Origin of the sequence: Glutamicibacter creatinolyticus (genome assembly GCF_006094275.1) — a bacterium.
Classification (GTDB): Bacteria; Actinomycetota; Actinomycetes; order Actinomycetales; family Micrococcaceae; genus Glutamicibacter; species Glutamicibacter creatinolyticus.
The window spans coordinates 1194358-1218515 of record NZ_CP034412.1; the positions used below are offsets into that span (position 1 = coordinate 1194358).

Below are 24158 nucleotides of genomic sequence, written 5' to 3' on the forward strand. Positions count from 1 at the left end.
TCTAGAGCCGGTCCTGGCGCGCGATGAACACCTCGCGCAGCAGGATCATGGCCGCCGCGGCGGTGGGAATGGCCATCAGCGCGCCGGTGATCCCGGCCAGGGACCCGCCGGCGATCACCGAGATCACCGCCACCGCCCCGGGCACCGCCACCGCCTTGTGCATGATGCGCGGGGAGACGATGTACGCCTCGATCTGCAGGTAGCCGAAGTAGCAGATGCCGTAGATCAGCGCGCTCTGCCAGCCCAGGGTGAGGGTCAGCGTGGTGACCAGCACCCCGGCGATGACCGCCCCGACCAGCGGGATGAACGCCAGCATCGCCACCATCAGGGTCAGCAGTGCGGCGAAGGGCACGCCCAGGATGGTCATCAGGGTCAGCGCCACCAGCGAGTTCAGGATCGCCACCGAGGCCTGGCCGATGACGTAGTTGCCGACGCTGCGGGTGATCCGGTTCATCAGCTCGCCCACCCGTTCGCGCTTGGAGCGCGGGGCCAGACGCAGGGAGAAGGCCATGATCCCGGGCATGGAGGCCAGGAAGTAGACGGCCAGCACCAGCACGATCAGGATCCCGAACATGGATTGGGCCACGGTCTGTGAGACGCCCAGCACCCCGCCGAAGACGTTGGCCACCGCCCCGGAGTCCCCGAAGAACTTGTCCACCTCATCGTTGATCCGCTCGGTGACCTGGTATTGCCGGTCCAGTTGGGAGACCAGCTCACTGTTCAGGAAGTCATCGATCATCTGCGGGGCGCTTTCGATGAACTGGGTGATCTGGGTGACCAGGGTCGGGATGATCAGCGCCATGAACCCGCCAAAGATCGCGAAGAGTCCCACCATGGTGGTCAGCACCGCCAGCGGGCGGGTGAAGCCGTGGCGGACCAGGAAGCGAACGATCGGGTCCAGGCCCAGGGCGATGAACATGGCGATCACGATCCAGGTGATCAGCGAGCCCACGTTGGTCAGCAGGTAGTAGCCCAGCAGCGCCAGCCCCACGCCCAGGGTGGCCAAAAACCCCAGGGCCACCGGGTGAATCAGCTCCAGCGGCTCGGCCTGCGCCTCTCCGTCCACGTTCGGTTCCTCGCCCAGGGCCGGGGGCCGGGCCGGGGCGTTCAGCAGCCTGGAAAGCCGGCGGCCAAAGTGCCGCATCCGGCTGCCGGCGGCAACGACCTCACGGGCGGGCACCTCGGTGGCCGGGTGCGGTGCCGGTTCGTCCTGGTGCGGCTCGGAATCAGGCTGCGGGTTCATGGTTTTGAGCTTACCCCCAGCCGGGGCGGTCAGGATGGATGTTGCGGGCCCGAGCCCGCACGCGGGTTGAGCATCCTCACAATCCGCGTCAGGAACCAAGTCCACGATCCACTCGTTAGACTTGAGTCGAAGACCTTGTGACCGTGATGCGAATGGGTGAAGCCGTGCGAAAAATACTACCGGTGATCGCGATGCTGATCGGGGCCGTGGCCCTGTTCATCGGCATCGGACAGAAGACGTTTTGGGCGCCGCCCGAAACGGTGACTGCCACCATGCCCGAATTCGACGGCAGCGCGCCGTTGACGGTGATCGAGCCGTCGATCAACGACGCGGACATCGCCCCGGTGGAGCTGCAGATCGAATCCGAGGGGGAGTTCACTGCCTCGCTGGGCCGCAGCTATGACGTGGAGGCCTGGGTGGGCGATGCCAAGCACGTCTCACTGACCGGCATCGACCGGGAGAACCACCGCCTGCAGGCCGAGCTGGTCGACGGCAAGGCCGAGGTGCCCAACCCGGCCGGCGGGGACATCTTCTTTGACTCCCAGCAGGCCGACGGGAAGATGACCTACCGCTGGACCGCGCCCGATAGCGGCTCCTGGTCGCTGCTGTTGGCCGCCGACGGCAAGCAGGCCGCCCCGGCGAAGATCTCGGTCACCTACGCGAACACCGCCACCATGCCCTGGGCGCTGCCGCTGATCATCATCGGTTCGCTGCTGATCGTGGTGGGCCTGGCCTTCCTGCTGGTGCGCCCCGCCGCCAAGCGCCCGGCGCGCCGGGTGAACACCCACAACTCCCTGGCCCTGGTCGCCGCCCTGTCCCTGGGCCTGTCCGGGGTGCTGATCCCGGCCGCCCCGAGCGATGAGTCCGCCAGCCCCCAGGACGCCGAAAGCGCAACCCCCAGCGAACAGGCCAGCGACGCGGCCGCCGAGCAGTCCGCCTCGGCCACCCCCGAGGAGCAGACCGCCACCACTTTCCCCGTGGTCACCGAGGAACAGCTGAACCGCATCCTGGAGGATGTGAAGAAGCAGGTCGGCAAGGCCGATGACTCGCACAACGCCAAGGACCTGGACGCCCGCACCGCCGGGGCCTTCAAGTCCATCCGCTCCAGCCGCTACGAGATCCTGAAGAAGGACGTGAAGGTCGCCGAGCCGACGAAGCTGGCCACCGACGTCATCCGCTCCGCCGCGGTGCCCAACACCTCCGAGGCGAAGTTCCCGCGCGTGATCAACGTGGTCACCGCCAAGGACCAGGACCCGAACACGCTGCCGATCGCCATCACCCTGCGCCAGGAGAACGCGCGGGATAACTACAAGGTCGTCTTCGCCTCGCAGATGCTGCCCGGCGCCTCCTTCCCGGGCATCGCGGTGGGCGACCCGTCGGTGAAGCAGCTGGGCGCGGACGCCGAGGGGCTGAACACCAAGCCGCAGGACGCCATGAACCAGCTGGCCGACGTGCTGACCAACCCGAAGTCCAAGCAGGCCGGGAAGTTCGCCGAATCCGAGTTCATCAAGGCGGTGCACGCCGGACAGAAGTCTGAGAAGGACAAGGCCAACGAGGCCGACGTGAAGTACGAGCGCAAGCCCAGCGCCAAGGACACCACGGTGCTCTCCACCCCGGACGGCGGGGCGATCGTGACCGGGTTGATCAACTCGACCACCACGTTCAAGCGCACCGAGGACAGCGACCCGCTCAAGGGCGCCGATGAGCTGACCCGCAAGCTGCTGGGCAGCAGCTCCAGCACCGGGGACGTGCAGATCCGCTACGCTGAACCCGTGATGTTCTACATTCCCGCCGGGGACTCGAAGGACAAGATCTCCCTGATCGCCGGCGAAGTCGTACTGCTGGATGTCAAGCAGGTGAAGGAGAACTAATGAGCGAACAGAATATCCCCTCGGCCCGCGGGGCCGTGGATTTGACCGACCTGGCCGCCGCGGCCCAGCAGGCCGAGCAGATCCCGGCCGACGCCGCCGGTAGCTGGACCACCCAGCTCGATGAGGCCGGGTTCCAGCAGTTCGTGGGCCTGTCCCAGCAGGTCCCGGCGCTGGTGTCGCTGGGCGCCGCGCGCCTGGCCGCCTCGGTGGAGCTGGACAAGATCCTGGGCACCCTGGTGGACCGCCAGGGTGGGAAGATGGTGCTGGGCGTGGTGGATGCCGAGGCGCACCCGCAGATCGCCCAGGCCTTCCAGGTCCAGCAGATCCCGATGGTGGTCGCGCTGGTCAAGGGCCAGCCGGTTCCGCTGTTCCAGGGCACCGCCCCGGCCGAGCAGATCGAGCAGGTCCTGGCCCAGCTGCTGGAGCTGGCCGCACAGCAGGGGATGGGCGGAACCGTGCCGCCGTTCGGCGCCGCGGGCACCGAGGAGCGGGCGCTGCCGCCGCTGCACCAGAAGGCCATGGACGCGATCGACGCGGGGGACTTCGCCGCCGCGGAGGCCGCCTACACCGAGGCGCTGAACGAGAAGCCCAACGACCACGAGGCGCAGGTGGGCCTGTACCAGGTGCGCCTGCTCTCGCGCACCCAGGGCAAGGACCTGAACCAGGTGCGCCAGGCCGCGGCCCAGTCCCCGGATGACATCAACGCCCAGCTGGAGGTGGCGGACATGGATGTGGCCGGCGGGCACGTGGAGGACGCCTTCTCCCGGCTGGTGAACCTGATTTCCCGGCTGCACGACGAGGACCGCGAACGGGTCCGGCGCCGGCTGATCGAGCTGTACGCCGTGGTGGGCAACAGCGACCCGCGGGTCGCCGCCTCCCGCCAGAAGCTGGCCCGCGTGCTCTTCTAGACCACCGCTTCACGCCGCGGCGACGCCAGCGGGCAGGAAACCTCATCCCATCGGAGGGGTTTTTGCCCGCTGGCGTCGTGGTTTAACTCCAAAGGATGATCCGCCCGAGGTGGGGCCATTGATAATCTCGGGTACATGAGTATCCCCGCACTGAGCATCAGATCGCTGGCCAAGCAGTTTGGCCCCAAGGTGGCGGTCAACGACGTCAGCCTGGACGTCCCGGCCGGTTCCTTCTTTGGACTGGTCGGCCCGAACGGCGCCGGCAAGACCACCATGCTGTCCATGGCCACCGGGCTGCTGCGCCCGGATGCCGGCAGCGCTGCGGTGCACGGGGTGGACGTGTGGGCCCAGCCGCGCGAGGCGAAGTCGATGATGGGGGTGCTGGCCGACGGGGTGCGCCAGTTCGACCGGCTCACCGGACGCCAGCTGGTCACCTATTCGGGGCTGCTGCGCGGGATGGAGCGCGAGGAGGTCACCACCCGCACCGAGGACCTGCTGCGGGTCATGGACCTGGTCAACGACGGGGACAAGCTGGTGGTGGACTACTCCGCGGGGATGACCAAGAAGATCTCGCTGGCCACCGCGATGATCCACTCGCCGAAGCTGCTGGTGCTCGATGAGCCCTTCGAGGCGGTGGACCCGGTCTCGGCGGCGAACATCCGCGACATCCTGAACGAATACGTGAAGTTCGGCGGCACCGTGATCGTCTCCTCCCACGTGATGGACCTGGTGCAGCGCATGTGCTCGCACGTGGCCGTGATCGCCGACGGGGTGCTGCGCGCCTCGGGCACCGTGGATGAGGTGCGCGGCGGGATGAGCCTGGAGGAGCGCTTCGTGGACCTGGTCGGCGGACGGGCACAGGGCGGAGGGCTGTCGTGGTTGCGCACATCCTCAAACTGAAGCTGACCCTGCTGCGCAACGGTTTCCGGCGCAGCACCTGGCAGCTGGTCGGAGTGATCATCGGTACGCTCTACGCCCTGGGCGTGGTGGCGATGCTGATCCTGGCCGCCTGGTTCTCCGCGGACCTGCAGTGGCTGAGCTACATTTCCATCCTGGCCAGCTCGCTGGTGGTGATCGGCTGGGCGATTGTCCCGCCGCTGCTGACCGGCGTGGACCTGACCCTGGAGCCGCAGCGCTTCGTGCACTTTGGCATTGAGCCCAAGACGCTGGGCCGGGCGCTGGTGCTGGCCGGGTTCGTCTCCATCCCGGCGCTGATCACGGTGCTGGCGATGGCCGGGTTCAGCGTGCTGTGGCGCCTGGATCCGGGTGTGCTGCTGCTGGCGCTGGTGGCGAACCTGGGCACCGCGGTGCTGGCGGTGTTCGGCTGCCAGTACCTGACCATCCAGGCCACCGCGCTGCGCTCCAAGCGCCGCTTCCGCGAGGCCACGTTCCTGATCTTCTTCCTGCTGCTGGTGAGCCTGGGGCCGATCATCGGGATGCTCACCGAGGCGGCGACCAGCGCCCTTGACTGGATCGACCCGGTCGCCACGGTGTTGGCCTACACCCCGTTCGGCACCCTGGGCGCGGTCGCCCCGGCCGCCGCCGAGGGCGCGTGGCTGGCCGCGATCGGCCACCTGCTCTACGGCCTGGTGTGCCTGGCGGTGCTCTACTGGCTGCTGCTGCGGGCCACCGCGAACGCCGTGGTCACCGCGCCGGCCCCGCAACGCGCCGCCTCGGCCAAGGGGCTGGGCCCCTTCAAGTGGATGCCGCCCACCCCGTGGGGTGCGGTCGCCGCCCGGGCGCTGGTGTATTGGCTGAAGGACCCGCGCTACGCGATCGGCGTGCTGATGGTCCCGGTGCTGCCGGTGATCTTCTACTTCGCCGGCTCCCAGTCCGGCAGCTACGCGATGATGTTCCTGCTCGGCCCGATCTTCGGGATCCTGATGGGCTTTTCCATCTCCGCCGACGTCTCCTACGACAACACCGCGTTCTCCCTGCACGTGCTCACCGGGGTGCGGGGCCGCGATGACCGGATCGGGCGCATGCTCGCCTGCCTGCTGGTGGGCCTGGTGCCGGTGCTGCTCGGGGCGATCCTGCCCGGGGCGCTGACCAACCAGTACTGGCGCATCCCGGCCGATGTGGGCCTCTCGCTCGGTGCGCTGCTGGTGGCCCTGGCGATCTCCTCGGTGGTCTCGGCCCGCTACACCTACGCGGTCCCGTTGCCGGGGGAGAACCCGATGAAGACCCCGCCGGGCAACGGGGTGCGCGTGGCGCTGACCCAGCTGCTGACCTTTGGCGGGATGGGGCTGCTCTTGCTGCCGCTGGTGATCCCGTACCTGTTTGCGATCTTCGGCCGTATCCAGCCGCTGGGCTGGGTGACCCTGGCCGGCGCATTCGTCTACGGCGGGATCCTGCTGTTGATCGGTGTGCGGGTGGGCGGCAAGTGGATGGATGCCCGCCTGCCGGAGCTGATGCAGGCGGTGCTGCTGAACAAGTAGCGGCCTTGACGGCCATGGCGCCTCACCCAAGCCCCGGGCCGCCGGTGCTGGATCATCTCCAGCACCCGGCTACCGGGGCTTTGCCATGTCCGCAACCCCCTGCCGGTGCCCGGAACTTCACACGGTGTTCAAAGCCATCCGCGGTGCCCTGAAAGTCGGCAGGTCAGCCCGCTAATCGAGCGGATTCCCGGGGCTGCGGCGGACCGCTTGGGCGTGCTGTGGGGGCTTGGGTGGAGCGCGAAAAGTACTAGACTGGATGCCATGGTTGAAGAGTCACAAGAAACCCGCGGCGGAACAGCAACAATCGAGCGGACCGAGACGCAGCAGAACGTTGAGGCCGGCGATCACGAGCGCTTCGCACACTATGTGCGCAAGGAAAAGATCATGGAATCGGCCCTGTCCGGGGAACCGGTGATCGCCCTGTGCGGCAAGGTCTGGACTCCCGGCCGCGACCCCAAGAAGTTCCCGGTCTGCCCGGAGTGCAAGGAAATCTACGAATCCATGCAGGGCGACTAACCGACCCTGCCTTCACGCCCGGCAGCCGCACGGCTGCTGGGCATAGATTCGTGGTCCGCGCCGGGAGAGGATAGATGACCGACACACTTTTCGACATTGGTGACAAGCTTCCGCTGGAAGACAAGCTGCCGGTGGCATATCCGGAACGCGCGGCCTGGGGCACCGGGCCGAAGCTGCGCGCCTGGCAGGCCGAGGCGCTCGCCCTCTACTTCGACACCGAACCCAAGGACTTCCTGGCGGTGGCGACCCCCGGCGCCGGTAAGACCACGTTCGCGCTGCGCCTGGCCAAGGTGCTGGTGGACTCCAAGAAGATCAACCGGATGATCGTGGTCGCGCCCACCGACCACCTGAAGAAGCAGTGGGCCGACGCGGCCGGCCGTGTCGGGCTGGCGCTGGACCCGAACTACAAGAACTCCGATGGCCGCCATGGCGATCACTACCTCGGGGTCGTGGTCACCTACGCGCAGGTCGCCCAGAAGCCGGCCGTGCACCGGGCCAAGACCGAGGACGCGCGCACCTTGGTGATCATGGACGAGGTCCACCACGCCGGTGACGCCCTGTCCTGGGGCGATGGCATCCGCGAGGCCTTCGAGCCGGCCACCCGCCGCCTGGCGCTGACCGGTACCCCGTTCCGTTCGGACACCGCCCCGATCCCGTTCGTGCAGTACACCGACGAGGGGGACGGGATCCGCCGCTCCAAGGCCGACTACACCTACGGCTACGGCAACGCCCTGACCGACCACGTGGTGCGCCCGGTGCTGTTCATGGCCTACTCGGGCAACATGCGCTGGCGCACCGCCGCCGGCGAGGAAATGGAGGCCCAGCTCGGTGCCGGGGCCACCAAGGACATCACCGCCCACGCCTGGCGCACGGCGCTGGACCCGGCGGGGGACTGGATCCCCTCGGTGCTGCGCGCCGCTGACCGCCGCCTGTCCGAGGTGCGGCGCACCGTGAAGGACGCCGGCGGGCTGGTGATCGCCACCGACATCGATGACGCCAAGGCCTACGCCCAGCAGCTGGAGGCAATCTGCGGGCAGAAGGTCACCACGATCCTCTCCGATGACCCCACCGCCTCGCAGAAGATCGATGAGTTCTCCGAAGGAGACTCACGCTGGATGGTGGCGGTGCGCATGGTGTCCGAGGGCGTGGACGTGCCCCGGCTGTGCGTGGGCGTGTACGCCACCTCAACCTCGACCCCGCTGTTCTTCGCCCAGGCCGTCGGCCGCTTCATGCGAAGCCGCAAGCGCGGTGAAGTGGCCAGCGTGTTCCTGCCCTCCGTGCCGATCCTGATGGCCCTGGCCAATGAGATGGAGGTCGAACGCGACCACGCGCTGGACCGCGAAGGCTCCAAGGTGGAGGACGGGCTGGATGACGCGGCCCTGGAGGAAGCCAACCGTGAGGAGAAGGCCAGCGACGAGCTGGTGCGCAACAAGTTTGAGGCGCTGAACTCCCAGGCCTCGTTCGACCGTGTCCTCTTTGACGGCGGCGAGTTCGGCACCGGCGCGGACATCGGCAGCGATGAGGAGCTCGGCTTCCTGGGGATCCCCGGGCTGCTGGAGCCCGAACAGGTCTCGGCGCTGCTGCGCGAACAGCAGAGCAAGCAGATCAAGGGCGGGGCCTCCAAACCCGCCCCGGTTTCCGACCACCGCCAGCTGATGGACCTGCGCAGCCAGCTGTCCAAGAACGTTTCGGCGTGGGCGGCGCGCACCGGCACCCCGCACGCGCAGATCCACACGAAGCTGCGCAGCGTGTGCGGTGGCCCGGCCGTGCCGCAGGCCAACGCGGACCAGCTGCGCGCCCGCATTGAGAAGCTGCAGGACTGGTTCGTCGGGCGCAAGTAGCCAGCGGTGACCGCAGTCCCGGTAGGAGCGGAACGCCGCAACCAAACCAAAGAGGAAGAGGCCGCCACGGCAGCCTCTTCCTCTTTGACAATGCCCGTGTTCGGACCCGGTTTCTAGCCCAGGGTCAGGACGGTGACCCCGGATTCACGCAGTTCACTGTAAAGGCTCGGCAGGTTCTCGGGGGAGACCGCCGCGGTCAGCGGGGTGATCACGGTGGTGGCAAAGCCGGCCTTGGCCGCATCCAGCGCGGTGGCGCGCACGCAGTGGTCGGTGGCGATGCCCACCACGTCCACCGCGGTCACCTGCCGCTGCTTTAGCCAGTCCTCCAGCAGCGGACCGGATTCGTCCTCCAGATCCGCGGCCGGATTCAGCAGCCGGGCCTCGAAGCCCGAATAGCCATCCGAATACCGGCCCTTGGCGAAGTGGCCGTCCACCCCCAGGTCGGCGATCTGTGGATGCAGGGCGGCCCCGGGAGTCCCGGCCACGCAGTGCACCGGCCAGGTGTCCACGTAGTTCGGGTTCTTAGAGAAATGCCGGCCCGGATCGATGTGCCAGTCCTGGGTGGTGGCGATCGCGGTGTAGGAGTCGCGGCGTTCGGCCACATCCGCGGCAATGGCCGAGGCAACGGCATTGCCGCCCTTCACGCCCAGCGGGCCGCCTTCGCAGAAGTCCGGTTGTACGTCAATGATCAGCAGTGCGCGGGACATAGTGCTTCCTATTCATTCACGAGGATCGTGGGGATCACCGGTTCACCGCGCTGCAGTTTGCGGGCGATGCCTGGCATCTCCTGGATCGAGGCGTGGTGCCGCTGGCGGGCCAGCTGCACGCCGGAGGCTGAGACATACTTTTCGTCAATCTCACCATGCGTGACCAGCGGGACGGTTAGCAAGCGTTCCGGGCCTTCGGTGGTGTGTTCACCCAGTACAACGATCTCGTTGACCGCACGGTTCCGCTCATTGAGCTGACGCACGCCGCTCTTGCGTCCGCCGGTGCTGGCCTTGTTGGTGGCGGCCTTGGCCACCGGGATCCATTCGCCGGAGGTGTCCTGACGGGCCACCAGCTTGTAGACCATGGAGGCGGTGGGGTGCCCGGAACCGGTGACCAGTGCGGTGCCCACCCCGTAGGAGTCCACCGGGGCGCTGGCCAGGGCGGCGATCGCGTACTCGTCCAGGTCGCTGGTCACGGTGATCTTGGTGTTCCAGTTGCCCAGGTCATCGAGCAGCTCGCGCACCCAGGTGGCCTGTTGGACCAGGTCCCCGGAGTCCAGCCGGACCGCACCCAGTTCGGCGCCGGCGACCTCCACCGCGGTGCGCACGCCCTGCTCGACGTCGTAGGTGTCCACCAGCAGCGTGGTGTCCACGCCCAGGGCATCGACCTGTGCCTGGAACGCCTCGCGTTCGCTTTCATGCAGCAGGGTGAAGGAGTGGGCGCTGGTGCCCACGGTCGGGATGTCGTAGCGGGCCCCGGCCTCCAGGTTGGAGGTGGAGTCAAACCCGGCGATGGCGGCGGCGCGCGCCGCGGCCACGGCGGCCTCCTCGTGGGTGCGCCGCGAGCCCATCTCGATGCAGGGGCGCTCGCCGGCGGCGGCGATCATGCGAGAGGCGGCGGAGGCGATGGCCGAATCGTGGTTCAGCGTGGAGAGCACGAAGGTCTCGATGACGCAGGCCTCGGCGAACGTGGACTCCACGGTCAGCAGCGGCGAGTTGGGGAAATAGAGCTCACCTTCGGCGTAGCCGGTGATGTTGCCGGTGAACTTGAAGTTCTCCAGGTAGTCCAGGGTCTCCTTGTTCACGACCTTGTTGTCGGACAGGAACTTCAGCTGTTCGTCCTCGAAGCGGAAGTTCGCCAGCCCCTCCAGCAGCCGGCCGGTGCCGGCGACCACTCCGTAGCGACGTCCATCCGGCAGGCGGCGGGCGAAGGCCTCGAACACGCTGGGACGGTGCGCGGCCCCGGACGCCAGTGAGGCCTGCAGCATGGTCAGCTCATAGTGGTCGGTAAAGAGGCTGGTGAGCATGCGGTGCTCCTGTGTAGTCGGGGACAAACCAAGACTTACTGTATCCCGCTTCAAACCGTGGTGAGACATCACCCCGGTGCCAGGTGCGGGCGAGTCCCGGACACGCCGGCGCATTGCCCTGCACTGGATTCGCCTGAGTCGGTTCCGTTGCCGGGTTCCAGCAAGAGAGGCACGGAAATGGGAGTCGAGTGGGCCAGCACCAGCGTCTATGGGGCTGGGGCCGGCCCGGGGACGGCGGAGCCGTAGAGCCTGCTGTTCGGGCTTGAAGTCGCCATGTCGCGCTGGTATTTTCAGCAAAAAGCGGGGTTCGGATGATGCGGACCGGTGAAGCGGCCGGGAGCTGTACGCGGTGCGCGTCTGCGGCGCGGGCACCAACCGTGCGGATCCGGCATCTCAGGGGCACCCCTGAGACGATCGACAACGAGAAACGAGTGGCAAGCGTGTACGAATCTGGCACCGGTGAAGGCTCCCTGTCACAGGACGCACTCCTTGGAAATGCGAAGGGTGCACCGCGGCTGGCCGCGCAGCGCAGGGAGGTCAACGGTGCCCACAGTTTCTCCCAGGCCGCGCAGCGCGTGGTGGACTACCTGAACCACCACACCCCTTTAACTGATTGGTCGGTCTCGCGGATCACCGACGGGTACCAGGTGCACCTGCACGTTCACCATGATCACCTGATCAACGTGGGGGACCGGATGGACTGGGGCGAAACCTTTTGTCGGCGCATGGCGGCGGGCGCCGCACACGTGGTCCCCGACGCCAAGACCCACCCGCAGTATGCGGATTTGCAGGTTGCCCGCAAGATCGGGGCGTATGCCGGCTATACGATCGGTGATGACAATGGACAGCCCTTCGGCGTGCTGTGCGGGGTGCGCAGCCAACCGCTGGAGGCTGACGAGTCCGTGGACGAGGAACTGCTCAAGGTCTTCAGTGACCTGCTTTCCTCCCAGCTGGAACTCTCCCGCGGCTTTGACCGGGACCGGCGGGCCCTGGAAATCGCGAAGGCACAGGCACACCGCGATGCCCTGACCGACTTGCTGAACCGTCGCGGCTGGGACGCGATTCTTGCCGACGCCCAGGCACGGGTCAACGCCTTTGGGGATCTGGTCGCCGTGGCCGTGCTCGACATTGACGGATTGAAGGCCCTGAACGATTCGCAGGGTCACACGGCGGGGGATCAGTTGATCCAACGCGCGGCCCGGGCCCTGCGCGACGCCTCCTCGCGCTCCCACCGGATTGCGCGCTACGGGGGAGATGAGTTCGTCATCCTGGCCAACGGGATCCCTTCCGCGCGGCTGGAGCAGCATTTCGCCGTGTTCCGCCAGGCTTTGGAAACGGCCGGGGTTGCGGCGTCGCTTGGCTACGCCGCCTCGGTGCCCGGGGATTGCTCGGTGCAGCAGGCATTCATGGAAGCCGACCGGCAAATGTACCTGGACAAGCAGCGCCGCCGGGCCCGATAACCCCCGCACCCATCCCGCCCGATGCGTTCGCACCAGCGCACTGGATCAATGTTGTTATCACCGCGAGCCCGGGAAGCGCGATAAGGGCGTAAAATGGTGGGCATGACCGTCATGCCCGATATCTTCGAAGAGATTAGTGAGCAGGTTCTCCACGATAAGAAGTGGCGCCTGATCGTGTGGAACGATCCGGTGAACCTGATGAGCTATGTCAGCTATGTCTTCCGCAGCCATTTTGGCTTTACCGCAGAGAAGGCCGAGAAGCTGATGATGCAGGTGCACTACGATGGCTTTTCGGTGATCCTGAACGGGTCGCGCGAGAAGATCGAGGGGCACGTGCAGGCGATGCACGGTTATGGCCTGAACGCCACCATGTCCCAGGAGGCCTAACTTCGTGGCCAAGGCCTTCAAGCGCACCGCCCGCGGCATTGCCGGTGCCCTGCACGAACCGGAACGCAAGCTGCTGCGCGAACTGTTCGACGACGTGATCTCCCTGCTGGAGGAACGCGACGAGATCCACCAGGTCGACCCGAGCGAGGAACTGGATCCGCTTTACGCGCTGACCGGGATGAGCCCGGACCGCGGACCGCTGCCCGAACCCTCCGACCCGGCGGTGGCCCGTCTGCTGCCGGTGGCCAGCGATGACCCCGAGGTGGCAAACGACTTCCGCCGCTTTGGCGAACACGACCTGATCCTGTCCAAAATCGGGCGGCTGCGCGAGGCGAAGTTCCTGATGGAAAACACCCGGATCGTGCTCGATGACGCCGCCGCCTCCCGCTTCGCCCAGGCCCTGAACGACGTGCGCCTGGTGCTCTCCGAACGGCTGGGGATCCGCGATGAAGAGGACTCGGCGCGGATCGCGAGGATCGATGATGCGCGCAAGGTCAAGAACCCGGACGACTACATGGCGCTGATGTACAACCTGATTTCCTGGATCCAGGACACGGTGATGCGCGCGCTGCTGGATGCGGAGTACTAACTTTCATGCCCTCCTTCTTCACCACCGGCCCGCAGAGCTCCCCGGATGCCAACACCCCAATCGGGATCTTCGACTCCGGGGTGGGCGGGCTGACTGTGGCCCGCGCGGTGATTGACCAGTTGCCCGGTGAATCCCTGATCTACGTGGGGGACACCAAGAATTCCCCCTACGGCCCGCTGCCCATCGCCCAGGTGCGCGCCAATGCGCTGGGCGTCATGGACGAATTGGTTGAGTCCGGCGTGAAGCTGCTGGTGATCGCCTGCAACTCGGCCTCCTCCGCGGTGCTGCGCGACGCCCGCGAACGCTACACCGCCCAGTACGGCATCCCGGTGGTGGAAGTCATCCAGCCGGCGGTGCGCCGCGCTGTGGCCGCCACCAAGAACGGGAAGATCGGGCTGATCGGCACCCAGGCGACCGTTGGTTCACGGGCCTACGAGGACGCGTTCGCCGCCGCCCCGAACCTGGAGATCACCTCCGTGGCCTGCCCGCGGTTCGTGGAGTTCGTGGAATCCGGCATCACCGCCGGGCCCGAGCTGCTGGAAATTGCCGAGCAGTACCTGGCCCCGCTGCAGGCCGCCGGGGTGGACACCCTGATCCTGGGATGCACCCACTACCCGCTGCTGACCGGCGTGATCTCCTATGTCATGGGCGATTCGGTCTCCCTGGTCTCCAGTGCGGAGGAAACCGCGAAGGACACCTTCCGGGCACTGACCAGCCACGGACTGCTGCGCAACGACGCTGATCAAGCGCGTCACGAATTCCTTGCCACCGGCAACGCTGATAGTTTTGGTGTACTGGCGCGACGTTTCCTGGGTCCGGAAGTGCTCACGGTACGTCATGTCGAAAACGTAGCAGCCCACTATCCGACCGGTTCGATTGCCCGCATTACCCCGCAGATGATCGCAGCGTCGAAAAGCGAGTGAGACATGAAGCTGACCATCATCGGGTGCACCGGCTCCTTTCCCGGTCCCGGATCTCCGGCCTCCTGTTACCTGGTCACCGCCTTTGACGGCACCCGGGACTGGAAGATCCTGCTCGATCTTGGGTCCGGCGCCCTGGGGGTGCTGCAGCGCTACACCGACATCAAGGACATTGACGGGATCGCGATCTCGCACCTGCACCCGGACCACTGTATGGATCTATGCGGACTGCATGTGGCCATCCGCTGGGACCCCAATGGCTGGAACCGCGAGAAGATGCTGGTCTGGGGACCGGAAGCCACCGCGGAGCGGATCGAAACCGCCTACGGGCTGCCCGAGGGCGACACCATGCACCAGGACTATGACTTCAACATCTGGCAGGAACTGCAGCCGGTGAACATCGGTCCGTTCACCATCACCCCCTACCCGGTGCGCCACCCGATCGAGGAAGCCTACGCGCTGCGCGTGGAGGCGCACGAGCCGGGCCCGGACGGGGAGATCCTGACCAGCGTGCTGACCTACTCGGGGGACACCGACACCTGCGACGGGCTGGTTGAGGCCGCCCGCGGGGCGGACATGTTCCTGTGCGAGGCCGCCTTCGAGGAGGGCCGGGATGACGCGATCGACGGGGTGCACCTGACCGGCAAGCGGGCCGGGCAGATGGCCACCGACGCCGCGGTCGAGCGGCTGCTGCTGACCCACATCCCGGTGTGGACCTCCATCAACAAAGTCGTGGACGAAGCGAAGGAAACCTACAACGGCGGGATTGCCGTGGCCGTCTCCGGGGTGACCTACGGGGTCTACTCCGGCAGTCAGCTGGGCACCCCGAAGTCGTTGCCCACCGCACCGGTTTCCATCATCCGCCCCTCCAAGGTGCGCGCCTGGAAGGGGACGCGGGCCATCCGCAAAAAATAGCGGCCCCGGCGGTGAACCGGGACCTTGAAGGGAAGGGACGAGCCTCATGAGCACCGTCAATCTCGGAAAACAACACCCGGACCTGTACAAGAGCATGCTCGCGTTCAGCCAGCAGGCCGACGCCGCGGTCGCCGCCAGCGGCCTGGATCCCAAACTGGGGGAACTGGTCAAAATCCGGGTCTCACAGATCAACGGCTGCGCCTTCTGCCTGCGCATGCACACCCGTGATGCCATCAAGCTGGGGGAGAGCAGCGACCGGCTGGCCGTGGTGGCCGCCTGGTGGGAATCCCAGTACTTCAGCGACATTGAATCCGCCGCCCTGGCCCTAGCCGAGGAAGTCACCGAACTGCCGGTGCCCGCCCGCGGCAGCTGGGACACGGGAGTGCTCAGCGAGGAGCAGGTCTCGGCAATCAGCTGGCTGGCCGTGGTGATGAACGGCTGGAACCGCATCGCCATCCGCAGCCACTACCCGGTCGCGCCATAGCTTTTGTAGATTGAACGCTGCTCGTAAGTTCACTGATAGGGCATCCGCGATGAAGTCGGACAGTCGAGGCAGGCGATTCTTAGCATGAACCCGTCTCGAGCTGTCGGCAGGAGTGATCCTAAGCATGCAACCATAGCTCTATGAGCATGCAAACTAATGAAGTGACGCCGATTGAAACCGAACGTTGGCACGGGTTGCGCGATGCCCGTATCGAGTACACAGAAACAGTTTCTGAAGTCTATGACGAAGTCCTGCAAACTGTATCAGCGCGGTTCGTTCATGAAGGTTCTATAGGGAAAGCGGAAATCGGTGGTTTGTTGCTGTGGAAGCGTCTTCGAGCAGATACCAAATGGTCTAGAAAACTTATGGATGTTCCAGACGCTGTAGTCAGGCACCATACGTCTACTGCCTATGTGGCCGCCAATGATGAGTCGCTACCTACAGACGAAGCCGCGGCAGCTGCTAGAAGCGCGCTCGGCGCCTTGCCCGGTTTCAAGACCGGTGATGCACTAGCTTCAGCTGTACTTGTAGCTGCTGCCCCTGAACGTCTGGCTGTCTATGACCGGCGTGCTCATAGGGGACTGGGCCTACTCGGTTTTGATCTTAAATCCAGCCGAGGGCGGTATGGGCGTTACATGCGGCTGATCGAGGACTTGCGTTCTTTGGCGAGTGTCCACGGCGAGTCGTGGAAAGCGAGAGACGTCGATCTGGCCCTCTACTGGCTCGGAGGAAAACCGAGCGAATCCCAAGCTTTACCGGACAAAGAGACCCAATAATTTGCGAGTTGTGAAAGCATGAATGACGCGGAAGAACGCGTACGCGAAATCGCCAACCAGGTCCCTGCCGGGGAAGTCATCAGCTATGGACAGATCGGCAGGATCGCCGGGCTGAACCCGCGGATGGTGGGCCGGATCGTTGCGCGGATCTCCGAGTCCATTCCGTGGTGGCGGGTGGTGCGTGCCGACGGCACCCCGCCCGCCTGCCACGGCGGCACCGCGGGGGCATTGCTGGAAGAAGAGCACATTCCCTTCAGGAACGGGAAGATCGACTGGTCGCGGCTGGAGAGACGTGAAACCGGTAGACCGGAAGCGACCCTGCCACCGGGCAACAAGGATGCAGCGCAGTAGGCTTCGCTCCACGGGGCCGGCTGCATGGTCCCCGGGGTCGTTTTGCCCAGATGACGGGCTGCCCCGGTAATCCGTCATACCAGTGCCACTTGGGTGTTTCGCGCCCGCCCACAGCGTTCTGTCAGTGGGCGGGGTGTGGTTTCGTTAGGATGGAACCATGACTTTACGTGCTGACGGCCGCAGTGCCGCGCAACTTCGAGACATCACCATCACCCGCGGCTGGTCCGCACAGGCCGAAGGCTCTGCGCTGATCGAGTTCGGCGAAACCCGTGTTCTGTGCACCGCCTCCTTCACCGAAGGCGTGCCGCGCTGGCTCAAGGGCCAGGGCACCGGCTGGGTGACCGCCGAATACGCGATGCTGCCTCGTGCCACCAATACCCGTAACTCCCGTGAATCGGTCCGGGGCAAGCTTTCGGGCCGCACCCACGAAATCTCCCGCCTGATCGGCCGCTCCCTGCGTGCCATCATCGACACCAGCGCCCTGGGCGAAAACACCATCGTGCTGGACTGCGACGTGCTGCAGGCCGACGGCGGCACCCGCACCGCCGCCATCACCGGCGCCTACGTCGCCCTGGCCGAGGCCATCGAATGGGCCCGGCGTGAAGGCATCATCGCCAAGAACACCAAGGTGCTCACCGACTCGGTCGCCGCGATCTCCGTGGGCATCATCGACGGCACCCCGATGCTGGACCTGCCGTACGAGGAAGACGTGCGCGCCGAAACCGACATGAACGTCGTGGTCACCGGTTCCGGCGACTTCGTCGAGGTGCAGGGCACCGCCGAAGGCGTGCCGTTCAAGCGCGCCGAACTGGACGCCCTGCTGGACCTGGCGCTGATCGGCACCACCGAGCTGGCCCAGATCCAGGCCGACACCCTGAAGGTGAACGCGTGAGCGCCCCGGTGCTGGTGCTGGCCAGCTCCAACCAGGGCAAGCTGCGCGAACTGCGGGAGCTGCTGCGTGGCAAGATCGAGGGCCTGGATGTGGATACCCAGGTCATTGACGCCGCGACCGCCGGCGCCGGTGACGTGGTCGAGGATGCGGTGACCTTCCAGGGCAACGCCCTGAAGAAGGCCCGCGAGATCTCCGCGGCCACCGGGCTGGTGGCGCTGGCCGATGACTCGGGCATCTCCGTGGACGTGCTGGGCGGGGCGCCGGGGATCTTCTCGGCCCGCTGGTCCGGACGCCACGGCGATGACGAGGCGAACATCGACCTGCTGCTGGCCCAGCTGGGCGACATTGCCGATGAGCATCGTTCGGCCGCGTTCGTCTGCGCCGCCGCCGTAGCCACCCCGGACGGCACCGCGCACGTGGAGCTGGGAACCATGCCGGGCAAGCTGCGCACCGAACGCAGCGGAAGCAACGGCTTTGGCTACGACCCGATCTTCGAGCCCTCCGGCTCGGGCCGCTCACTGGCGGAGTTCTCCGCGGAGGAGAAGAACGCGGTCTCGCACCGCGCCAAGGCGTTCGAGGCCCTGCTGCCGCAGGTCATCGAGAAGGTCAACGCGGTACTGTCCCAGCGCTGACGCCCCACGGCGCGGTCGCTGCTGACCCTAAGCCCGGTGCCAGTCGGGGAACCCGAATCGTTGTTCCCCTGGCGGTGCCGGGCTTTTTCCTGCCCGGAATCGGTCAAACAGAGGAGAGGAAAAAGGTCGGGGTCACCAGCACGTGCTGGTGACCCCGACCTTTACTGCTTCTTTGCTCCAACTCCGATCGGCGGCTAGGCCGAGGCGTTGTCCTCGTCCTCCGATTCATCCTGGCTGCGGGTTAGCTGCTTGGGGGTGGTGTGGCCAAGGACCTGGCCGCTGGCCGGGGTCTGGGCGGCGCTTTGCACCGTGCCCTGCGCGTTGGGCGCCACCGCGCCGGCGGAATTCACTGCGCTCAGGCTCAAGCCCAGGGTCAGCATGGACACCGAGGCGAGCATGGTGGTGAAGCGGCTGCGGTTATTGGCCCGCTGTTGGGCTTCGGAGGGGCCATCGAAATTCGGGGAGTACATCACTGTCGGAAGGTTCCTGATTCTGTCGTCGGGGATCCGTTTGGACCCGGTCGGCATGGTTCAACACGCGTTGCTCAGGGCCGGCGTGATGCGCAAGCAGGCGAAGGTAGTGCCTTGGTCATCAGTGTCCTCCTCATCTGTGGTGGATTGATTCCATCCTTTCTGTTCAAACTTTGTGTTAGCTGAGTTACTGACCCAGAACAGCTGAAATCCCATCGAAATCCGCATCTTTACAGGTCAGCACGTTCACGAACCGCGAACAGTTAAGAAACCTTAACTTTGGATCCCTCCTGCACCGACGCGGGTTCAACTTTTCCGGCTGCTGGGCCTTGTCGGATCTCGAGGCTGGTTATATGGTTAGTTACATGAGTAATGAACCGAGTAACAGGACGAGGGGAACCGCTGTTGTTCGGAGACATAGAGGAGGCGTTCAGTGATCGATGACTCGAAGCCGATCTTCCTGCAGATAGCCGAGCTGATCGAAAATGACATCGTCTCCGGGGTGCTGGCCGAGGAGGCCCAGGTGCCCTCCACCAACGAATTCGCCGCGTTCTACCGGATCAACCCGGCCACCGCGGCCAAGGGCGTCAACCGGCTCGTGGAAAACGGGCTGCTGTACAAGAAACGGGGAATCGGCATGTTTGTTGCCCACGGAGCCCGCGACCGGCTGATCGAAGCCCGGCGCCAGCACTTCAGCAAGCAATACATCCAACCCCTGGCCGCCGAAGCCCAGAAGCTGGGCATTGGTACCCAGGAACTGATCGAAATGATCCAGGCCGCTCACGGCCAACTATCGGGCAAGGGAGTGTAAGCCATGACCAACGCACCGGCAATCCAAGCCACCCACCTGACCAAGAAGTTCAAGGACGTGCGGGCCTTGGATGATGTGAACCTCTCGCTGGAGGCGGGACGGATCTACGGCCTGCTCGGCCGCAACGGGGCCGGCAAGACGACACTGATGTCCATCCTCACCGGCCAGGGCTTCGCCACCGAAGGCTCGGTGAAGATCTTCGGGCATGACCCGTTCGAGCACGATCCGACGTTGGCGCGCATGTGCTTCATCCGGGAATCTCAGAAGTACCCGGATGACTTCAAGCCCTGGCAGGCCTTCAAGGCCGCGTCCCTGTTCTACGAAAACTGGGACGAGGACCTGGCCCAGGATCTGGTCGCGGCGTTCAAGCTGCCGCTCAAGCGCCGCATCAAGAAGCTCTCGCGCGGGCAGCTCTCCGCGGTGGGCGTGATCATCGGCCTGGCCTCCCGGGCGGAGATCACCTTCTTCGACGAACCCTACCTGGGCCTGGATGCGGTGGCCCGGCAGATCTTCTATGACCGGCTGGTCGAGGACTTCGCCGAGTTCCCGCGCACCATCGTGCTCTCCAGCCACCTGATCGATGAGGTCGCGAACCTGCTGGAGCACGTGGTGGTCATCGACGGCGGAAAGATCATCGTGGATGAGGAGGCCGACGCGCTGCGCGGGGCGGCGGTGACCGTGACCGGCAACGCCGAGGCGGTCACCCAGTTCATCGGTGGTTACCCGGTGATCCACCGGGACGCGCTGGGATCCCTGGCCAGCATCAGCATCCGGGCAACCCTCTCCGAGGCCGAACGCCAGCAGGCCCGGCAGCTGGGACTGGAGCTGACCCCGGTCTCCCTGCAGCAGCTGGTGGTCCGCAGCGCCATGGGCGCCATGGGCGAGGGTACGAGCAAGCAGAATGTTGAGGCAATGAAATGAACCGGATCATCCAAGTTGCACGCATGCAGCTGATCAACAAGTGGACGTTTATCGGCATCCCGCTGCTGATTTTGGGCGCATCGTTCATGTTCACCATGGCGATCTTCTGGCTGGTGCGCCAGGCCGGAGGGCAGAGCGAAGTGACCTACAGTGGTGGTGCCCAGGCCCCGATGTGGTACTTCCTGGCCCTGGGCATCCAGTCGCTGACGATGACCTTCCCGTTCTCCCAGGCGATGAGCGTCTCGCGGCGCAGCTTCTACCTGGGCACCCTGGCCCTGTTCGGGCTGTGCGCGCTGGTGCTCTCCAGCTTCTACTACCTGATGGGCCTGGTGGAGCAGGCCACGAACGGGTGGTGGCTGAACGGGCGGTTCTTCGCCCTGGAGTGGGTGGCGGAGAACAACTGGTTCATCCAGATCATGTTCTACTTCGCGCTGATGGTGCTGCTGTTCATGATCGGCTTCTGGGTCTCCACCATCTACCTGCGCTGGCGCACCACGGGGCTGCTGCTGTTCTTCATCGGCCTGGGCGTGCTGGTGCTGGGCACGGTGTTCTACATGACGCTGGGTGAGCGGTGGGGGCAGTTCTGGAGCTGGGCCGTCACCTGGACCGCCGGGGGAGTGGTGCTTGGCGCCGGCGCGGTCGCCGTGCTGATGGCCGTGGCTTCCTACCTCACCCTGCGCAGGGCCAGTGCCTAAAACCACCGGCCCCACCCGGGCCCCGCACCCCGCGAAGGAGTGCGGGGCCCGACGCTGTCCGGGTGCAGGAATGCCCCGGAGGTTGCCGGCGGCGCGCAAACTGTGAGATCGTGCCGGGGCGCCGGCTGCGGCCCACAGCGGGCACGGGTCATGCTCCCAAGTGCGCGGCCCCAATCAATCCGCAAGTCACTGCGGAGGATTTGCCCTGAGCACGTACCTGGAAATGGCGATCCCGGTCCACTTCCGTGGACCCGTGGGGGCCCGGCCTGAACCGTTCGGTCGGGAAAGCGGAGTACAGTGAATATGTGGCTTTGGACTTCACCGCAGTTGATTTTGAGACGGCAAATGGATTCATCGGGTCGGCCTGTTCGGTCGGGCTGATCAAGGTGCGTGGCGGGCGCATCGTGGAAACCGAGCAGTGGCTGCTCAAGCCGCCGGCCGGTTTCGACCACTTCGACCCGCGCAACGTCTCGATCCACCACATCACCGAGGACATGGTGGCCACCGCCCCGCGCATTGGCGAGAAGCTGACCGACCTGCTGCAGTTCGTCGGGGATGACGTGCTGGTCGCGCACAACTCGGCGTTCGACTCCGGGGTGATCCGGGCCGCGGCCGAGGCCAGCGAACTGTCGGTCCCGCAGATCCAGCACTTGTGCACCGTGAAGCTCTCCCGCAAGGCCTATGACCTTCCCAGCTATTCGCTGCCGTTCGTGGCCGAGGAAGCCGGGCACCCGATCGAAAACCACCACGAGGCGCTCGCCGACGCCGAAGCCTGCGCCTGGGCCATGATCGATATCGCCGAACGCGGCCAAACCCCCACCGTTCACAACACCGCCGAACACTACTCGGTGCCGCTGGGCCTGACCCGTCCCTGGCAGCCGGGGGATGAGATTTCCCGGGCCATGCGCGACGCGCAGGGTTGGCTGGCCCGAGGCAACGCCATGCCCCCGCGCGACGCGTTCGCGTTCTGGCCGCAGGAGGGGGACAACCCGGCGCCGAACCTGGAGGCCGATGCCAGCCACCCGTTGTTCGGCCAAACCGTGGTGTTCACCGGGAACCTGGGCGTGCCGCGGCCCCAGGCCAAGGAATGGGCCGCCGCCCGCGGCGCACAGACCGCCTCGCGGGTCACCCGCGCCACGACCGCGCTGGTGGTCGGGGACGGCTTTGTCCCCGAGGACCTGGCCAACGGCCGGCTGACCAACAAGGCCAAGCACGTGCTGCGCCTGCGCGCCGCCGGGCAGAAGGTGGAGATCATTTCCGAGGGCGAATTCATGCAGCTGGTCGAAGGCTTCGCCCTGCAGTAATCTGCCGCGGGACGCGGCGCGACTTATCCTCCCGCAGTCTTCGCTCCAACCCGCTGATCTGCAACGATGGGTCTATGACTTCTCGCGACCTGCTGACGCTGCGCATTGAACTGATGGAATCCCAGCCGCTGATCTGGCGGCGCATCCAGATTCCGGCCGACCTGGACCTGGCCGCTGCCGGTGACATCATCCAGATCGCCATGGGCTGGGACAACAGCCACCTGCAGTCCTTCCACAGCGCGGACCCCACCCAGGGATGGGGCAAGCCACAGACCGGGACCAGCTGGTATGACCAGCTCGCCCTGGACGAGGAGCTGGAGGGCCAGCCGCAGGAGGGCACCACACTCGGCCAGGCCCTGGCGGTCAACCCGGGAACCCTGTTCTACGTGTACGACTTCGGGGACAACTGGATGCACCGTCTGACCCTCGAATCCGCAACCCCTTGCCCGGGCGGGCAGTGCGCCGCTCGGGTGCTCGAGGGGGAATTGCGGGCGCCGGTGGAAGACAGCGGCGGATTATCGGGCTGGTACGACAAGTTGGAAGAGTTCAACGCCGAACAGCCCTCCGAGGAGCAGCAGGAAACCATCGACTGGCTGCGCTGGCGCTCCGGGGATGAGCTCGACTTCGATCCGATGACCTACAACCAGCAGGCGGCGAACCGCGAGTTGGAACTGTACTTCAGCCTCGTCGCGGGAGACTCGGTCTTCGGCCAGTGGCTGCGCGCCAAGCCCTCGGGGGTACGCCGCTACGCGCTGATCCTGGCCAGCGAGGCCGGAATCACCGACGATACGCCGGGGGCGCGGATCCCCGAATGGTTCTTCACGGAGATGGTTCGGCCGTTCCAGGTCCTCATTGAGCTGGCCCAGGGCGAAGGCATCAAGCTCACCCCCGCCAGCTGGATGAACCCGAAGGCCGTGGCGGAACTGGTGGACCGACTGCAGTGGGAGGGCATCGACTACGAATCCTCCTCCCGCAAGCGTGAACACACGATGCACACGGTGGCCCAATTGCGTGAAGTGGCGCGCATGGCCGGACTGGTGCGGGTCTACCGCGGGCGTGTGCTCGCCACGAAAAAGGGCAGTGAACTGGCCGGGGATGAACAGCGCCTCGCCCGCCATCTGCTCAACGCCATCAACACGGCGGAAAAGGATGAGGGCCTGCGTGATGGCACCATCGCCTACTGGTTGTGCCGGGCCGCCGGGATCGAGGCGCTGAGCGACGCGGCGTCCGACTACATCACCGAGGTCATGAACTCCCTGGGTTACCGGATGGGGCCGCTGGGTCAGCCGCTGGGGCGCCATGCGGTCGTGCACCGCAGCACGGTTGCCCTACTGTTTGAGGAGCTCGCCCGGTGGCACCGACGCGACTCCGGGGGCTACTTCTCAAAGCCTGCCCAGGAACACGTGGACGAATTCGCGCGGATGGTGCTGCAGGCTCCCGTGTCCTGAGGCGCGCCGCAACGGGGCGAGAGACGAACCGGTCCACCGCCTGACTGCGCTGTTGGCCTGCGGCCCCTGATGGGCCGTGCATTATGGCTTTGGTGTGCCTAGAATCTGGAATCCGCCTCATCCGTTGATTCACATGTCGTCACAACAGCGGAAGATGACGGGATGTGACGCCCGAAATGTCGCCATAAGACTGATCATTGCAGCTTGTGACCTGCCCTTTGAGTCGTTCTCCATCCCTGCGCCAGACTGGTGGACAACGAAGGCGATGACCT

At 65.9% G+C, this 24158-nt stretch carries 25 protein-coding genes; 21 read left to right on the plus strand and 4 right to left on the minus strand.

Annotated features, from left to right (window positions below; all coding sequences use genetic code 11):
• Position 1: 1 nt before the first annotated feature.
• A complete protein-coding gene (locus tag GcLGCM259_RS05470; RefSeq protein WP_138925967.1) occupies positions 2 to 1243 on the minus strand; it encodes an AI-2E family transporter in 1242 nt (413 codons plus the stop codon).
• 152 nt (positions 1244 to 1395) lie between these two features.
• On the opposite strand from GcLGCM259_RS05470, the gene GcLGCM259_RS05475 reads away from it, so the two are divergent.
• The 6 genes from GcLGCM259_RS05475 (at position 1396) to GcLGCM259_RS05500 (ending at position 8817) form a co-directional block, all read left to right on the plus strand.
• Positions 1396 to 3114 carry a DUF8094 domain-containing protein gene (locus tag GcLGCM259_RS05475; protein WP_217496555.1) on the plus strand — a complete coding sequence of 573 codons (1719 nt, stop codon included), beginning with the start codon at positions 1396 to 1398 and terminating at the stop codon, positions 3112 to 3114.
• The gene (locus GcLGCM259_RS05480; protein ID WP_138925969.1) at positions 3114 to 4022 is read left to right on the plus strand and encodes a tetratricopeptide repeat protein; all 909 of its coding nucleotides are present in this window, start codon (positions 3114 to 3116) and stop codon (positions 4020 to 4022) included. Before GcLGCM259_RS05475 ends, GcLGCM259_RS05480 begins: the two co-directional genes overlap by 1 nt.
• Before the next feature lie 135 nt (positions 4023 to 4157).
• The gene (locus GcLGCM259_RS05485; RefSeq protein ID WP_138173052.1) at positions 4158 to 4922 is read left to right on the plus strand and encodes an ABC transporter ATP-binding protein; all 765 of its coding nucleotides are present in this window, start codon (positions 4158 to 4160) and stop codon (positions 4920 to 4922) included.
• The gene (locus tag GcLGCM259_RS05490) at positions 4898 to 6460 is read left to right on the plus strand and encodes a transporter (RefSeq protein WP_138925970.1); all 1563 of its coding nucleotides are present in this window, start codon (positions 4898 to 4900) and stop codon (positions 6458 to 6460) included. The genes GcLGCM259_RS05485 and GcLGCM259_RS05490 overlap by 25 nt, the downstream gene beginning before the upstream one ends.
• Before the next feature lie 261 nt (positions 6461 to 6721).
• A complete protein-coding gene (locus GcLGCM259_RS05495) occupies positions 6722 to 6976 on the plus strand; it encodes a DUF3039 domain-containing protein (protein WP_054821750.1) in 255 nt (84 codons plus the stop codon).
• A gap of 74 nt (positions 6977 to 7050) precedes the next feature.
• Positions 7051 to 8817, plus strand: coding sequence for a DEAD/DEAH box helicase (locus GcLGCM259_RS05500; RefSeq protein WP_138925971.1), 1767 nt, complete (start codon positions 7051 to 7053; stop codon positions 8815 to 8817).
• 113 nt (positions 8818 to 8930) lie between these two features.
• On the opposite strand, the gene GcLGCM259_RS05505 is transcribed toward GcLGCM259_RS05500, so the two are convergent.
• Both GcLGCM259_RS05505 and GcLGCM259_RS05510 read right to left on the minus strand, forming a co-directional pair.
• Positions 8931 to 9524 carry an isochorismatase family protein gene (locus GcLGCM259_RS05505; protein ID WP_138925972.1) on the minus strand — a complete coding sequence of 198 codons (594 nt, stop codon included), beginning with the start codon at positions 9522 to 9524 and terminating at the stop codon, positions 8931 to 8933.
• A gap of 8 nt (positions 9525 to 9532) precedes the next feature.
• A complete protein-coding gene (locus tag GcLGCM259_RS05510; RefSeq protein ID WP_138173088.1) occupies positions 9533 to 10831 on the minus strand; it encodes a nicotinate phosphoribosyltransferase in 1299 nt (432 codons plus the stop codon).
• 440 nt (positions 10832 to 11271) lie between these two features.
• Between GcLGCM259_RS05510 and GcLGCM259_RS05515 the strand changes: the two genes are divergently transcribed.
• The 10 genes from GcLGCM259_RS05515 to rdgB all read left to right on the plus strand — a co-directional run bounded on the left by GcLGCM259_RS05515 (position 11272) and on the right by rdgB (position 18237).
• Positions 11272 to 12291, plus strand: coding sequence for a sensor domain-containing diguanylate cyclase (locus tag GcLGCM259_RS05515; RefSeq protein ID WP_175419333.1), 1020 nt, complete (start codon positions 11272 to 11274; stop codon positions 12289 to 12291).
• A gap of 111 nt (positions 12292 to 12402) precedes the next feature.
• Entirely contained in the window at positions 12403 to 12678 is a 276-nt protein-coding gene (gene clpS / locus GcLGCM259_RS05520; protein WP_425459798.1) for an ATP-dependent Clp protease adapter ClpS, read from the plus strand.
• A gap of 4 nt (positions 12679 to 12682) precedes the next feature.
• Positions 12683 to 13267, plus strand: coding sequence for a DUF2017 domain-containing protein (locus GcLGCM259_RS05525; RefSeq protein ID WP_138173062.1), 585 nt, complete (start codon positions 12683 to 12685; stop codon positions 13265 to 13267).
• 5 nt (positions 13268 to 13272) lie between these two features.
• Positions 13273 to 14190: a glutamate racemase gene (gene murI, locus GcLGCM259_RS05530; protein ID WP_138925975.1), complete on the plus strand. Its 918-nt coding sequence runs from the start codon at positions 13273 to 13275 to the stop codon at positions 14188 to 14190.
• Between the two features lie 3 nt (positions 14191 to 14193).
• A complete protein-coding gene (locus tag GcLGCM259_RS05535; RefSeq protein WP_138925976.1) occupies positions 14194 to 15102 on the plus strand; it encodes an MBL fold metallo-hydrolase in 909 nt (302 codons plus the stop codon).
• Positions 15103 to 15148: 46 nt separating this feature from the next.
• Positions 15149 to 15586 (plus strand): carboxymuconolactone decarboxylase family protein, encoded by a 438-nt coding sequence (locus tag GcLGCM259_RS05540; protein ID WP_138925977.1) that lies wholly within the window; start codon positions 15149 to 15151, stop codon positions 15584 to 15586.
• 140 nt (positions 15587 to 15726) lie between these two features.
• Positions 15727 to 16362 (plus strand): hypothetical protein, encoded by a 636-nt coding sequence (locus GcLGCM259_RS05545; protein WP_246049789.1) that lies wholly within the window; start codon positions 15727 to 15729, stop codon positions 16360 to 16362.
• An 18-nt stretch (positions 16363 to 16380) separates the two neighbouring features.
• Positions 16381 to 16713, plus strand: coding sequence for an MGMT family protein (locus tag GcLGCM259_RS05550; protein ID WP_138925978.1), 333 nt, complete (start codon positions 16381 to 16383; stop codon positions 16711 to 16713).
• 157 nt (positions 16714 to 16870) lie between these two features.
• Positions 16871 to 17605, plus strand: coding sequence for a ribonuclease PH (rph, locus tag GcLGCM259_RS05555; RefSeq protein WP_138925979.1), 735 nt, complete (start codon positions 16871 to 16873; stop codon positions 17603 to 17605).
• A complete protein-coding gene (gene rdgB, locus GcLGCM259_RS05560) occupies positions 17602 to 18237 on the plus strand; it encodes an RdgB/HAM1 family non-canonical purine NTP pyrophosphatase (RefSeq protein ID WP_138925980.1) in 636 nt (211 codons plus the stop codon). Before rph ends, rdgB begins: the two co-directional genes overlap by 4 nt.
• A 194-nt stretch (positions 18238 to 18431) precedes the next feature.
• On the opposite strand, the gene GcLGCM259_RS05565 is transcribed toward rdgB, so the two are convergent.
• Positions 18432 to 18710 carry a hypothetical protein gene (locus tag GcLGCM259_RS05565; RefSeq protein ID WP_138925981.1) on the minus strand — a complete coding sequence of 93 codons (279 nt, stop codon included), beginning with the start codon at positions 18708 to 18710 and terminating at the stop codon, positions 18432 to 18434.
• A gap of 430 nt (positions 18711 to 19140) precedes the next feature.
• On the opposite strand from GcLGCM259_RS05565, the gene GcLGCM259_RS05570 reads away from it, so the two are divergent.
• The 5 genes from GcLGCM259_RS05570 to GcLGCM259_RS05590 all read left to right on the plus strand — a co-directional run bounded on the left by GcLGCM259_RS05570 (position 19141) and on the right by GcLGCM259_RS05590 (position 23886).
• Positions 19141 to 19518 carry a GntR family transcriptional regulator gene (locus GcLGCM259_RS05570; RefSeq protein ID WP_138925982.1) on the plus strand — a complete coding sequence of 126 codons (378 nt, stop codon included), beginning with the start codon at positions 19141 to 19143 and terminating at the stop codon, positions 19516 to 19518.
• 3 nt (positions 19519 to 19521) lie between these two features.
• Positions 19522 to 20439 carry an ABC transporter ATP-binding protein gene (locus tag GcLGCM259_RS05575; protein WP_138925983.1) on the plus strand — a complete coding sequence of 306 codons (918 nt, stop codon included), beginning with the start codon at positions 19522 to 19524 and terminating at the stop codon, positions 20437 to 20439.
• On the plus strand, positions 20436 to 21134 hold the full coding sequence (locus tag GcLGCM259_RS05580; RefSeq protein WP_138925984.1) for a hypothetical protein: 699 nt from the start codon (positions 20436 to 20438) through the stop codon (positions 21132 to 21134). Before GcLGCM259_RS05575 ends, GcLGCM259_RS05580 begins: the two co-directional genes overlap by 4 nt.
• 305 nt (positions 21135 to 21439) lie before the next feature.
• Positions 21440 to 22438 carry a 3'-5' exonuclease gene (locus GcLGCM259_RS05585; protein WP_138178198.1) on the plus strand — a complete coding sequence of 333 codons (999 nt, stop codon included), beginning with the start codon at positions 21440 to 21442 and terminating at the stop codon, positions 22436 to 22438.
• A gap of 74 nt (positions 22439 to 22512) precedes the next feature.
• Positions 22513 to 23886: a plasmid pRiA4b ORF-3 family protein gene (locus GcLGCM259_RS05590; RefSeq protein ID WP_138925985.1), complete on the plus strand. Its 1374-nt coding sequence runs from the start codon at positions 22513 to 22515 to the stop codon at positions 23884 to 23886.
• Positions 23887 to 24158 lie beyond the last annotated feature (272 nt).

What these genes read in the sequence shown, in the direction of transcription:
- GcLGCM259_RS05470 (WP_138925967.1), bottom strand. Translation starts at nt 1,243, where the DNA reads ATGAACCCGCAGCCTGATTCCGAGCCGCACCAGGACGAACCGGCACCG.
- GcLGCM259_RS05475 (WP_217496555.1), top strand. Translation starts at nt 1,396, where the DNA reads ATGGGTGAAGCCGTGCGAAAAATACTACCGGTGATCGCGATGCTGATC.
- GcLGCM259_RS05480 (WP_138925969.1), top strand. Translation starts at nt 3,114, where the DNA reads ATGAGCGAACAGAATATCCCCTCGGCCCGCGGGGCCGTGGATTTGACC.
- GcLGCM259_RS05485 (WP_138173052.1), top strand. Translation starts at nt 4,158, where the DNA reads ATGAGTATCCCCGCACTGAGCATCAGATCGCTGGCCAAGCAGTTTGGC.
- GcLGCM259_RS05495 (WP_054821750.1), top strand. Translation starts at nt 6,722, where the DNA reads ATGGTTGAAGAGTCACAAGAAACCCGCGGCGGAACAGCAACAATCGAG.
- GcLGCM259_RS05500 (WP_138925971.1), top strand. Translation starts at nt 7,051, where the DNA reads ATGACCGACACACTTTTCGACATTGGTGACAAGCTTCCGCTGGAAGAC.
- GcLGCM259_RS05505 (WP_138925972.1), bottom strand. Translation starts at nt 9,524, where the DNA reads ATGTCCCGCGCACTGCTGATCATTGACGTACAACCGGACTTCTGCGAA.
- GcLGCM259_RS05510 (WP_138173088.1), bottom strand. Translation starts at nt 10,831, where the DNA reads ATGCTCACCAGCCTCTTTACCGACCACTATGAGCTGACCATGCTGCAG.
- clpS (WP_425459798.1), top strand. Translation starts at nt 12,403, where the DNA reads ATGCCCGATATCTTCGAAGAGATTAGTGAGCAGGTTCTCCACGATAAG.
- murI (WP_138925975.1), top strand. Translation starts at nt 13,273, where the DNA reads ATGCCCTCCTTCTTCACCACCGGCCCGCAGAGCTCCCCGGATGCCAAC.
- GcLGCM259_RS05535 (WP_138925976.1), top strand. Translation starts at nt 14,194, where the DNA reads ATGAAGCTGACCATCATCGGGTGCACCGGCTCCTTTCCCGGTCCCGGA.
- GcLGCM259_RS05540 (WP_138925977.1), top strand. Translation starts at nt 15,149, where the DNA reads ATGAGCACCGTCAATCTCGGAAAACAACACCCGGACCTGTACAAGAGC.
- GcLGCM259_RS05545 (WP_246049789.1), top strand. Translation starts at nt 15,727, where the DNA reads ATGAGCATGCAAACTAATGAAGTGACGCCGATTGAAACCGAACGTTGG.
- GcLGCM259_RS05550 (WP_138925978.1), top strand. Translation starts at nt 16,381, where the DNA reads ATGAATGACGCGGAAGAACGCGTACGCGAAATCGCCAACCAGGTCCCT.
- rph (WP_138925979.1), top strand. Translation starts at nt 16,871, where the DNA reads ATGACTTTACGTGCTGACGGCCGCAGTGCCGCGCAACTTCGAGACATC.
- GcLGCM259_RS05575 (WP_138925983.1), top strand. Translation starts at nt 19,522, where the DNA reads ATGACCAACGCACCGGCAATCCAAGCCACCCACCTGACCAAGAAGTTC.
- GcLGCM259_RS05580 (WP_138925984.1), top strand. Translation starts at nt 20,436, where the DNA reads ATGAACCGGATCATCCAAGTTGCACGCATGCAGCTGATCAACAAGTGG.
- GcLGCM259_RS05590 (WP_138925985.1), top strand. Translation starts at nt 22,513, where the DNA reads ATGACTTCTCGCGACCTGCTGACGCTGCGCATTGAACTGATGGAATCC.